The following is an 11,186-nucleotide window of genomic DNA, read 5'->3' as shown; positions in this document are numbered from 1 at the left end:
CCCCACCCATGACCGAGGACGTCCCCGGCTACCGGGTGCTGGAGCAGGTCGGCGAGGGCGGCTTCAGCGTCGTCTACCGCGCGCACCAGGAGCACCTCGACCGGATGGTCGCGCTGAAGGTGCTGTCGATCGCCTCGGTCGACGACGCCGCGATGCGGCGCTTCCAGCGGGAGAGCAAGATCACCGGTCGGCTGTCCGGCCACCCCAACATCGTGACCGTGCTCGACACCGGCACCACCCGTTCCGGACGTCCCTACATCGCGATGGAGTACTTCGAGCACGGCGCGCTCACCGACCGGCTCGCCCGGGAGGGGCCGCTGCCGTTCGAGGACGTGCTGCGCATCGGGGTGAAGATGGCGGGCGCGCTCGCCGCCACCCACGAGACCGACGTCCTGCACCGCGACGTCAAGCCGCAGAACGTGCTGCTGTCGCGGTACGGGGAGCCGGCCCTCGCCGACTTCGGCATCGCCCGCCTGGTCGACTCCTTCGACGCGACGCACACGCAGGCGTTCACGCCGCATCACGCGGCGCCCGAGGTGCTGGAGGGCCGGCCGCCCGGCGTCGGCGCCGACATCTACTCGCTCGGCTCGACGCTGTACCAGCTCCTGGCCGGCCAGCCCGCGTTCAAGGGGCCGCCCGGCGAGGGCATCGCGCTGCTGATGCTGCGCATCCTGAACGACCCGCCGCCGCCGATCCCCCGGCCGGACGTCCCGCAGCAGGTCGCCGACGCCATCGGGCGCGCGATGGCCAAGACCCCCGAGTCGCGCTTCGCGACCGCCGTGGAGTTCGCGCAGGCGCTCCAGGGCGTGCAGGGCGAGCTGGGGCTTCCGGTCACGGACGTGGCGCACAGCAGCGGCTCCGTCCGGCCCGCCCCGCGGACCGACGGCGGCACCGGCCCGTCGTCTTCCGGGTACTCGTCTTCCGGCTACTCGTCTTCGGGTCACTCGTCCTCGGGCTACTCGTCGTCCGGTTCCCTCTCGGGGCCGCGGATGTCGTTCCCCGACACCTCCGGCCCGCCGCGCGTCCCGGAGTGGGCGCCCACCGCCCAGGCGCCGCCCGCACCCGCGGCGCCGGCCGCCGCGCCACCGTCCCCCTGGCATCCGGACGGGCTACCGCCGCAGACCCCGGACGCCCTCCTCCCCCAGGACGGCCCGCGTCCGCAGCAGCCGCCGGCCGCGCCCGACGCCGCCACCTGGGCAGCGGCCGGGCAGCCGCCGTACGCGCCGCCGCAGGCCGGGGACCCGCGGGCGAGCGGCTCCCACACCACCCCGCACGCGCACCCGTACCGGCTCGCCCACGACCGGCCGGACGACGGGCCGCGCCGCGGCCTCATCGTCGCGGCGGGCGTCGCGCTCGTCGGCGGGCTGGCGCTCGGCATCGGGGCGCTCGCCCTGACACGCGGCGGCGACGGGAACCAGCAGACCGCGGAGCCTCCCGGCGGGTCCACGCCGGCCGCGCAGGGGCAGGCGACGAACGTCCCGCCGGAGCCGATCACGTCCGCGCAGCTGGCCGCCACCCGGCCGCGCAAGCTCGTCGCCAAGCCGGTCGGCCGCACCGCCGCGCTGGCTTGGGCGCTCCCGCCCGCCGCGAAGGATCTGCCGCTGCTCATCCAGCAGCATCCCGCCGGCGCGGAGCCGCTCATCACCGTCCAGGCCGGCTCCCGCGCTGCGACCGTGCCGGGCCTGCGGCCGAACACCCGTTACTGCTTCAAGGTCGGCGCGGTGCTGCGCCTCAACCAGGGTCAGGCGCCGGACGTGTCGTGGTCGGCGCCCACCTGCATCCCGAAGAACAAGAACAAGCGGGGCTAGCCGGAGGCCGGTCGGCAGGCTACCAGCTGTTGGACGGCTCGCACTTCCAGATCGCCGGCCCGTTGTGAGTCTTCCAGCTGCCGGGCGTGGTGATCAGGTAGCCGATCACGTAGCCGCGGTTCCCCTTCCACGTGATGTTGGTGTACATGTCACCGGCGAGGTTGGGATCGTTGGGGTGCTCGTAGTAGAGGCCCTGCTCTTTGCAATGCACGGTGACCTTGTCGCCGTTGTTGTCGTGCATGGTGGCGACCTTCGCACTCGTGGAACTCGCCGTTTCCCGGATGTAGCCGTCGGAGTTGCCGTTGCTCGTCACGGCGTAGGTGCTCGTGGGCCCGGTCAGCTTGGTGCTGATCGTCGTGCCCGAGCCGGTTCCCGCGCCGTTGGCGGCCGCGACGGTGAAGGTGTAGTTCCCGTTCGACCACACGTCGCCGAGGGTCGCGGACGTGGCCGAGACCGTCTTGCTTCCCGAGACCGGGCCGCTCCAGGTGAGCTTGTAGGTGGCGGAGCCTCCGCCGGGCGGGGCCGTCCAGGACAGCTTCGCCCCGGACTTGGTCGCCTGGGCCTTGAGGCCGGTCGGCGCACCCGGCGTCACGCACGGCCGGACGGGGTCGCTGGCCGTCGACAGCACTTCACGCGTCCTGCCGTTGGCGTCCTTGTACCGCACCGCGACGCGGAACCGGTACTCCTGCCCGCAGTCGCCGCCCGTGACCGTGAACGTGAAGGGGCCCGCGCCAGGGCCGATCGCGGACGGGCCGGCCGACAGTCCGGCCGGGACGTCCTTCAGCGCGTACCCGACGATCCCCTCGCCCTGCGAGGGCTGGAAGTCGATCCGCATCGTGCCGGCGCCGGGCGTGACCGACACGTTGGTCGGCGCGGTCGGAGGATCGCCGGGGCGCGGCGGGCCGGTCGGCTGCCGACCCGGCGGCGTCAGCGGCGGCGCGGACGGGCCCCTGCGGGCCGGCGGCGGGGCGTCGCCGTCGCCGGGCAGCGGGATCGTCCGGCGCTTCGGGCCGCCCGCGACCCTGTCCTTGTACTTGTTGATCCCCTTCTGCACGCCCTGCCGGTCGATCACGACGGCGCGGGGACCGGACGGGTCGTTCGCCCAGATCATCCCGTCCTTGACGAAGACGTCCAGGCTGGATCGCGGGTTCGACACCGGGATCGGCTTCTCGAACCGGTTCGCCGCCGAGTTGTACACGATCAGGGCGCCGGCGGTCTCGTCCGGGATGTAGACCTTCGCGCCGAGCATCTGCGGCGGCCGGTAGCGGTGCTTCGGCATCGGCAGCCGGGTGCTGGAGTACCGCCCTGTGTCGGTGTCGACGGTCACCAGGGATCCCGTGCCGGGTACCAGCAGCGGGACGATCTTGCCGTCAGTGTGCGCGGGGGCCAGCACGCCGCCGCGGCCCGCCCGCCGCACGGTCGTCGGCAGGCTGATCTTGAGCGGCGACCCGGACGAGGTGACGACCGTGGCGGTGGAGGCGGTCGAGTCGGTGACGACCGGGGCGCCGGCCGCGATGGTCAGCGCCAGGTCGTCGCCCGGCTCGCCGACCCGGACGGGCGGCTGGACCTCGCCGTCCTTGAACGCCGCGACCTCGCCCTTCTGCGAGACCGGGATCCAGAGCGCGCCCTTGCCGTCGATTCCGGCCTGGCCGAGGACCGGCGGCAGGTCGGCGGCCGCGCCGACGGGGGTGAGGCCGACGGGGTCGATCTGCTGCACGACGCCCTTGACCGAGTCGACCGTGTAGGCCTTCCCGGCTCCGGCGAGGACCTGGATGCCCTTGCCGAGCGAGCGGCTCTGGCCGATGCTCAGCTGGGACGGGTCGAGCCGGCTGACCACGCCCGTGTCGAGGTCGATGATCAGGATCGTGGCGCCGTCCTGGACGATCTTGATGTTGTGGCCGCGCATCTGCGGGATCACGCCGGCCTTGCCGTCCACCTTGGCCGCGGGGCCGTTGACGTGGACGACGATTCCCTTGCTCTTCGCGGCCAGCCAGGCGCCGACGTCGGCGAGGCGGTACTGTGCGCTCGCGACGCCCACTCCGTACACGGCGGCGGCGATGGCGAGCACACCGACGAGACCGACCGCGACCTGCCCCGTCAGGCGGTCACGCCGGATCCAGCTCAGGCCAGCAACCCGCACGACTACGATCACCTTCCCCCGGTTCGAGGAGAACCGTAGTGGGTTCCGGCCGCAGGATGCCGGTGTTTTCCCGGATAAGGATGGTGTTCAGCTTTCGCGAATGGCGTCGGTGAATGTCGGGACTGTAATGTTACGTCCGGTAATGATCACTATGAGGCGGCCGGTGACCTCGGTCTTCCCGGCGAGGACGGCGGCGACGCCGGCCGCGCCCGCCCCCTCCGCGACCAGCCCGTGCTCGCGGAACAGCCACCGCATCGCCGTCCGGATCCGGTCATCGGCGACGGCGGTCAGCTCGGCGGTCCCGCCGATCACCTCCGGTGTGACGCTGCCGGCCTCCAGGTTGCCGGGAAGTCCGTCGGCGAACGTCTCGCCGACCTCGACCTCCACGACCCGCCCGGCCGACACCGAGGCGGACACGCCGCGCGACACCGCCGACTCCACGCCGACGATCCGCACGTCTCCGCGTTCGCGCGCCCACAGGCACAGCCCGGCGAGCAGGCCGCCGCCGCCGACCGGCGCGACGACCGTGAGGGGCCCGTCCGCCTGCCGGTCGAGTTCCCGCCCGATGGTCCCCTGCCCGGCGATGACCGCCGGGTCGTTGTACGGCGAGACGTAGTGACCGGGCAGGGTCGTCGCGTGCGCCTCGGCCTCGTCGTAGGTCGTCCCGTGCTGGACGAGCCGCACCGGGTACGCCCCGATCTTGTCGACCTTCACCCGGGACGCCCGGGTCGACACGACCACGGTGACGTCCGCGCCGGACCGGGCCGCCGCGTAGCCCATGCCGAGCCCGTGGTTGCCCGCGCTCGCCGTGACGGCCGGCCGCCCCGGGGGGAGCGCCGCGACGGCCGCGAGCGCGCCGCGCACCTTGAACGCGCCGGTCGGCTGGAACGTCTCCAGCTTCAGCAGGGCGCCGGGGGCCAGGCCGGACGGCACCAGCGGCGTCGGCTCGAGTTCGGCGGAGACGGCCCGCCAGGCGCGGTCCAGGTCCTCGGGGCCGGGTGGGCGGACGGCGCGGACCGTCACGGGCGCTCCCCCGGCCCCTCGTCCAGCCGTTCGTGGAGGCGCTGCCGGACCTCCTCGGGCGTGTAGGAGCGGCGGCGCCGCTCGGACCGCACGATCACCGCCCCGGTCGCGGCGACACCGAGGAACCCGGCGATGCCCAGTGCTTTCCAGATGCCCAGCGTCTTCCACCATCGCATGCGGCTACCGTATCGATCATGCCTGGTACGAGCATCTCCCTCGACGAGGCCGCCGACCTGACCCGCACGGGGGACGTGTGGCTGTTCCGCGGCCGGACGGTCGCGGACCGCGCCATCCAGATGACGACGAACAGCCCCGTCAACCATGTCGGCATGTCGCTGGTCATCGACGACCTTCCGCCGCTGATGTGGCACGCCGAGCTGGGGCGGTCGCTGCGGGACATGTGGACGGGCGGCCACCACCGCGGCGCGCAGCTGCACGACCTGCGCGACGCCGTCCTGGCGTGGGGGAACCGGTACGGGCAGCGGGCGTGGCTGCGGCAGCTCGAACCGCCGCCGACCACGCAGATGGAGGACGCGGCGCTGCGCGCGGTGGCGCGGCTGAACGGCACCCCGTTCCCGTCGACGTCGAAGCTGGCGACGCGGTGGCTGCGCGGGCGGGTGCCGATCCGGCGGCCCGCCGAGGGCGACGCGGGCCGCGGCGCCGACGCGATGGAGACGGCGTTCTGCGCCGAGATCGTCGCGGTGACCTACCAGGCGATGGGGCTGCTGCCGAAGGGGCGCCGCCCGAACTGGTTCGACCCGGGGCGGTTCTGGAGCGGGGACGACCTGGAGCTGGAGACCGGCGCGGCGCTGGGCGGCGAGATCGCGGTCAGCCTGCCCCTCTCCTGACGGGCGCCTCCGCCGGACGTCCGGCGGGTGCGCGGCGGTCCTTCAGGGAGCGGGGGTGCAGGCGGCGCCGGAGGCGGCGCAGATGCCCGGCCTTGGCGGTGACCAGGCGTCCCAGCGCGTCGGTGTGCTGCCAGGCCCGGTCGGCGGCGCGCGGGTCCGGGCGGGACGCGGCGAAGCGGCTCCGGTTGACGAGGTCGGCGAGCGGGCGCAGATGCCCGTGGGCGTCCTCGCCGACGCTGGACGCGCCGAACCGCGCCACCTCGTGCGCGGTCAGTGTGCGGGCCGTGGACAGGCCGACGTCCGACAGGTGGTCGAGGGCCTGGTGCCAGGCGCCGGTGATGCGGGCGGCGGGCGATCCGGCCCGGCGGCGCCGCCTGCGCAAGGCGGGAGCGAGCAGGACGGCGAGCACGTATCCGATGACCAGCACGGCCCCCGCGATCGACGCGTACACCCACCACGGTGTGGGCGAGTCTTCGGCGACGCTCTTCTGCGGCCCCTTCTCCGTGGTGTTGCCCGGCCCTTCACCGCGCTCTTGGGACACGGCGTTCTTCTGTGCCTGTTCAAGCTTCTGTTCCGTCTCGCCCGCAGCGACCGAGTCATTGCCCTTGGAGCCGCGTCCGGAATCCGGGAGCGGATTGAAGCGGATCCAGCCGAGACGCTCGAACTTGATCTCGGGCCACACCATCACGTCCCCGGAACGGACCTGGACGGTGTCGCCCACGCGGTTCCCGCCGTCGAAGCCCACCACGACACGCGACGGCAGGCCGAGCGTCCGGGCGAGCAGGGCGTAGGCGGTCGCGAAGTGCTCGGGGGTGCCGCGCCTGCCCTCGGCGAGGAAGTAGTCGAGCTGGCGGTAGCTGTGCCCGGGCGGCGCGGTCACGTCGTACCTGGCGTAGCGCTTGAGGTACTGGGCGAGCAGCGCGGCCTTGTCGATCGGCGACACCGCGCCCTGCGTGGCCGCCTCCGCGAACCTGCGGAACTCGGCGAGCTGGACGGGCGGCTCCTTCGCGCCCGGTCCCCACGGCAGTTCGAGCGCCGCCTCGGCCTCGGCGTCGGTCGCGACGGTCGCGGCGGCGAGGTCCTCGGCCGTCCATTCGGGCACGACGGAGGCGACCCGGTACGTCTGGCCGGGGCGGAGCGGCTGCGCGGCGGCCAGCGCCCCGCTCTCGGGGTCGACGACGACGGGGAGCCCGTCGACCTGCCGGGGACGGTCGGGGGCGGGCACCCACACGCCAGGCAGGTCGCGGATCGTGATGCGCTGCTCCGCCTCGTGCGTGCGGTCCGGCCGCGGGCCTTGCGGCACGCGGCTCCCGGTGGGGACGAACCGGGCCGTGGACGACCAGGTCACGCCGTTGAACCGGTCGAGGACGGCGAGCCGCTCGATCTCGTTCCGGCCGGACTGGACGGTGAACATGACCTGGCCGGGGTTCAGCAGCCAGCCGCCCACGCGGTCGAGCGGGCTGACGCCGTCGCGCTGCTGCGGCGGCGGGGCCTGCACCTGCTCGCGCGGATCGTACGGGTCGGCGCTGACCGGGACGACCGGCGCCACCGCGAACGCCACCGCCCCCAGCACGACGGCGGCGGGCATGCCGATCGCGAGCGGCCGCCACGCGACGCGCGGGACGGAGCCGTCGGCGCGGACGAGGACGAGGACCGCGACCAGCACGACGGTCGCGGCGGCGAGGGGCGCGTTGGAGCCGGGCCCGTCCACGCCCAGCGGGAGCGCGACCGCCCACACGCCGAGCGCCGGCAGGCACGGCGCGGCGCGCAGCGAGGTCCGCAGCGCCAGCTCGGCGGACGCGAACGCCGCCAGCCACACCACCACGTTGACCAGGAGGAGGAGCTCCGGTTCGGCCGGGGCGGGCAGCAGCGTCGTCAGGATCGCCTTCCACGAGCTGAGCACGCCCTCGCGGAGCGTCTGCGGCAGCGTCCCCGCGCTGAGGGCCGGGCGCAGGACGGTGACCGACACCGTGCCCGCCCAGGCGACCACCGTGAGCACCAGCGAGATCCACAGCGGCCACGGGTTCCCGCTCTTGCCAGGCCCGCCCTTGCGCGGTCCGGACAGCAGCCCGCACAGCAGCGCCGGCACGACCGCGGCGACGACGGCGACCGGGACCACCGGGCCGAACCCGAAGACCCGCTGGAAGGACAGTCCGGCGACGGCGGCGAGGCAGGCCGTCACGGCGAGCGACGCGTACCGGGTCACCGGACGCGCCCCAGCCGCCGCCACGACCCGGCCAGCCCGTCCAGGTCGCCGAAGTCGATCACCTGGACGCCGGGCGGCGCCGACACCGGCCCGGGCGGCCGGGCCCGCAGCACCACGACCCGGTCGAAGCGGTTCCGGACGGCCGCGACCTCTCCGAGCTCCACGGCGCCGGACGTGACGACGACGAGCGAACCGCCCGCGCGCACACGGCGCACCGCGTCCATGGCGGACTGCGGCCGCTCCTGCGTTCCGACCGAGGTGAGCCGGTCGAGCAGGGCTTCCACGTCGTCGCGTCCGCCGCGCGTCTCGGTGAGCTGCCCTTCGCCGGTCAGGAGCCGGACGGGGAAGTTCGCCGACGCCGCCGCCATCGCGACCGACGCCGCCGCGTCCACCGCCAGCTCGAAGTCGTCGGGCTCGGCCCACGCTCCGGGCCGCGTCTCCAGGACGATCGTCGTGGTCGGCAGGCTGGCGTCGACGAGCTGGCGGACCATGAGCGTGCCCGTCCGCGCCGAGGACTTCCAGTGGATGTGGCGCAGCTCGTCGCCGATCACGTACTCGCGCAGCGCGTGGAACGTCGCCGTCCCCGCCGGGGACCGGTCGCTGGTCGGGCCGTCCAGATGGTGGGCGCGGCCGGACGGCAGCAGCGACAGCGGCACCGTCCTCGGCCGGACGAGCAGCACCTCCGGCCTGCCGTACTCCCGGATCCGCCGGGCCAGCCTGAGCGGGTCGGCGCGCACCAGCCGCAGCGGCCCCACCGGGATCTCGCCGCGCCGGCCGGTCGGCAGCCGGTAGGTCACGGTCCGCGTGCCGCCGGGCCGCAGCCGGGGAACGTCCACCGCGACGGAGTCGGAGCCGGCCGCGTCCTGCGCGCTCACCCCCCGCGCACCGCGTCCCTTGTTGGTGACGTGCAGGACGCCCACGGCCGGTTCGCCGCGCTCGACCTTCTTCGGCGCGATCTCGCGGCTGACGTCCAGCTTCGCCTGCGGCAGCGCCCACAGCGCCGCGCCCGCCACCGCGGCGAGCCCGGCGAGGCCGAACATCGCGGGCTCCGGATAGCCGAGCCACCAGCCCGCCGCGTACAGCGGCGCCGACACGGCCGCCGTCCCCCAACCCAGCGGCGTCAGCACGTCACACGCCCGCCCTCAGACACCGGCGGCCTGCGGGGTGGGCACGTTCTGCAGCGCCTCCCCGACCACGTCCGCGCCGGAGCGCCCGCGCAGCTCCGCCTCCGGCGTCACGATGAGCCGGTGCGCGATGACCGGGACCGCGAGCGCCTTCACGTCCTCCGGGACGATGTAGGACCGGCCGGCCGCGGCAGCGCGCACCCGCGCCGCCCGCAGCAGCGCGATGCTGGCCCGCGGGCTCGCGCCGAGCCGCAGGTCGGGATGCGCGCGGGTGGCCGCGACGACCCGCACCAGGTAGTCGAACAGGGGCGGCGCGACGTGCAGCCGCTGCGCGAAGTCGATCATCCGGGCGAGGTCCTCGCGGCCCATGACGGGCGGCATCTTGTCGAGCATCGCGCCGGTCGGCGCGCCCGCGAGCAGCGCCACCTCGGCCTGGTGGTCGGGGTAGCCCATCGAGATGCGCATCAGGAACCGGTCGAGCTGCGCCTCCGGCAGCGGGTACGTGCCGTCCATGTCGACCGGGTTCTGCGTCGCGATCACCATGAACGGGCGCGGCACCGGATGGGGCGTGCCCTCCACGGTCACCCGGCGCTCCTCCATGACCTCCAGCAGCGCCGACTGCGTCTTCGGCGAGCCGCGGTTGATCTCGTCGGCGACGGCGAGGTTCGCGAAGATCGGCCCGGGGTGGAACTCGAACGCGTTCGTCCCCTGGTTGAAGATCGACACTCCGGTGATGTCGCTGGGCAGCAGGTCGGGCGTGAACTGGATGCGCGTCCACTCCGCCTCCACCGACGCCGACATCGCCCGCGCCAGGGTCGTCTTGCCGACGCCCGGGACGTCCTCGATGAGCAGGTGCCCCTCCGACAGCAGGCAGATGAGCGCCAGCTCGACCTTCTCCCGCTTGCCGCGCACCACCCGCTCGACGTTGCCCGCCAGCGCCGCGAACATCTGCGCGAACCGCCCGGCCAGGGCGTCCGCGTCCACCCCCGCGTTCTCTGTCAATTCAACTGCACCCCCAGCCGCGCGGGCCCGTGTCCCGCGCGGGGGATCGGTCCCCGATCAATCCCCGTCACCCTCTCGTCGCACCAGATCCCGGGTCGGGAGCCGCGACCCCCCGGCGCGAAGGGCACAATAACGGCTTTCAACGCCGTCCCGTACCGGTATTCACCGAATGACCGCCGAGAACCGAACGCGAACGTTATCCATGACGTCCTAATGTTGGGCTTCGCGACGACGACTTCGAGGTGGACGTGGAAGACATCAGCATCGCCGACCTGTGGGACCGCGTGACGGGGACGCAGCCCGATCCCCCGTGGTGGCTGGTCGCCTTCGTCGGCCTCGTGGCGCTCGCCGCCGTGCTCCACGGCCCCACCTGGCGGGTCGCGCGCAACACCGTGACGATCGCGCACGAGGGCGGGCACGCGCTGATCGCCCTCGTCACGGGCCGCAAGCTGGACGGCATCAAGCTGCACTCCGACACCTCCGGGGTGACGGTCTCGCGCGGCAAGCCGCACGGGCCCGGCATGATCTTCACGGCGCTGGCGGGCTACGTCACTCCCCCGCTGCTCGGCCTGTTCTTCGCGCTGCTGCTCGCCGGCGGCCGGATCACGCTGATGCTGTGGTTCTCGCTCGCGCTGCTCGGGGCGATGCTCATCATGATCCGCAACGCCTACGGGGTGCTCTCGGTGGTGGCCACCGGCGCGATCATCTTCGGGGTGTCGTGGCTGGGCAGCGCCGAGGTCCAGGCCGGGTTCGCGTACCTGGCCGCCTGGTTCCTGCTGCTCGCCGCCACCCGCCCGGTGATCGAGCTGCAGCGGATGCGCTCCCGGCACATGGCGCCGAGCTCCGACGCCGACCAGCTCGCGCACCTCACCGGCGTCCCGGGCCTGGCCTGGGTCAGCCTGTTCGGCGCGACCGCCCTGCTGGCGCTCCTGGCGGGCGGCGCCCTCCTCGTCCCGGACGTCGGCCTCCCCGACCTGTCGTCGCTCCCCGGATACTGACCCGCCCGGACGCTGAAGGGGGCCGCGGCGCCTGGTG

Annotated in this window: 9 protein-coding genes; 3 read left to right on the top strand and 6 right to left on the bottom strand. The window is 74.0% G+C overall.

Annotated features, from left to right (window positions below; all coding sequences use genetic code 11):
• The first annotated feature begins 8 nt into the window (after positions 1-8).
• The gene (locus AB0C35_RS08695; protein ID WP_358452148.1) at positions 9-1,808 is read left to right on the top strand and encodes a serine/threonine-protein kinase; all 1,800 of its coding nucleotides are present in this window, start codon (positions 9-11) and stop codon (positions 1,806-1,808) included.
• A gap of 19 nt (positions 1,809-1,827) precedes the next feature.
• On the opposite strand, the gene AB0C35_RS08690 is transcribed toward AB0C35_RS08695, so the two are convergent.
• From AB0C35_RS08690 to AB0C35_RS08680, 3 genes are all read right to left on the bottom strand, one after another.
• Positions 1,828-3,948 carry a hypothetical protein gene (locus tag AB0C35_RS08690; RefSeq protein WP_358452146.1) on the bottom strand — a complete coding sequence of 707 codons (2,121 nt, stop codon included), beginning with the start codon at positions 3,946-3,948 and terminating at the stop codon, positions 1,828-1,830.
• An 87-nt stretch (positions 3,949-4,035) separates the two neighbouring features.
• Positions 4,036-4,971 (bottom strand): pyridoxal-phosphate dependent enzyme, encoded by a 936-nt coding sequence (locus AB0C35_RS08685; RefSeq protein ID WP_358452145.1) that lies wholly within the window; start codon positions 4,969-4,971, stop codon positions 4,036-4,038.
• The gene (locus tag AB0C35_RS08680; protein ID WP_358452437.1) at positions 4,968-5,147 is read right to left on the bottom strand and encodes a hypothetical protein; all 180 of its coding nucleotides are present in this window, start codon (positions 5,145-5,147) and stop codon (positions 4,968-4,970) included. The genes AB0C35_RS08685 and AB0C35_RS08680 overlap by 4 nt, the downstream gene beginning before the upstream one ends.
• Before the next feature lie 18 nt (positions 5,148-5,165).
• Between AB0C35_RS08680 and AB0C35_RS08675 the strand changes: the two genes are divergently transcribed.
• Positions 5,166-5,819 (top strand): hypothetical protein, encoded by a 654-nt coding sequence (locus AB0C35_RS08675; RefSeq protein ID WP_358452143.1) that lies wholly within the window; start codon positions 5,166-5,168, stop codon positions 5,817-5,819.
• Here AB0C35_RS08675 and AB0C35_RS08670 read toward each other — a convergent pair.
• Genes AB0C35_RS08670 through AB0C35_RS08660 form a run of 3 tightly spaced genes read right to left on the bottom strand, consistent with a single transcriptional unit; the run spans position 5,800 to position 10,151 of the window.
• Positions 5,800-8,025, bottom strand: a complete 2,226-nt coding sequence (locus AB0C35_RS08670) for a DUF3488 and transglutaminase-like domain-containing protein (protein WP_358452141.1) — start codon at positions 8,023-8,025, stop codon at positions 5,800-5,802. The genes AB0C35_RS08675 and AB0C35_RS08670 overlap by 20 nt on opposite strands.
• Positions 8,022-9,152, bottom strand: coding sequence for a DUF58 domain-containing protein (locus tag AB0C35_RS08665; RefSeq protein ID WP_358452139.1), 1,131 nt, complete (start codon positions 9,150-9,152; stop codon positions 8,022-8,024). Before AB0C35_RS08665 ends, AB0C35_RS08670 begins: the two co-directional genes overlap by 4 nt.
• A 15-nt stretch (positions 9,153-9,167) precedes the next feature.
• Positions 9,168-10,151, bottom strand: coding sequence for a MoxR family ATPase (locus AB0C35_RS08660; RefSeq protein ID WP_358452137.1), 984 nt, complete (start codon positions 10,149-10,151; stop codon positions 9,168-9,170).
• Positions 10,152-10,393: 242 nt separating this feature from the next.
• Between AB0C35_RS08660 and AB0C35_RS08655 the strand changes: the two genes are divergently transcribed.
• Positions 10,394-11,149: a M50 family metallopeptidase gene (locus AB0C35_RS08655; protein ID WP_358452135.1), complete on the top strand. Its 756-nt coding sequence runs from the start codon at positions 10,394-10,396 to the stop codon at positions 11,147-11,149.
• Positions 11,150-11,186: the final 37 nt, after the last annotated feature.

It is taken from the genome of Spirillospora sp. NPDC048819, from assembly GCF_040650055.1.
Classification (GTDB): Bacteria; Actinomycetota; Actinomycetes; order Streptosporangiales; family Streptosporangiaceae; genus Spirillospora.
This window is presented reverse-complemented; position numbering and strand designations above follow the sequence as displayed.

Coding starts and splice junctions, on each gene's coding strand:
- AB0C35_RS08695 (WP_358452148.1), top strand. CDS start 9: ATGACCGAGGACGTCCCCGGCTACCGGGTGCTGGAGCAGGTCGGCGAG.
- AB0C35_RS08680 (WP_358452437.1), bottom strand. CDS start 5,147: ATGCGATGGTGGAAGACGCTGGGCATCTGGAAAGCACTGGGCATCGCC.
- AB0C35_RS08675 (WP_358452143.1), top strand. CDS start 5,166: ATGCCTGGTACGAGCATCTCCCTCGACGAGGCCGCCGACCTGACCCGC.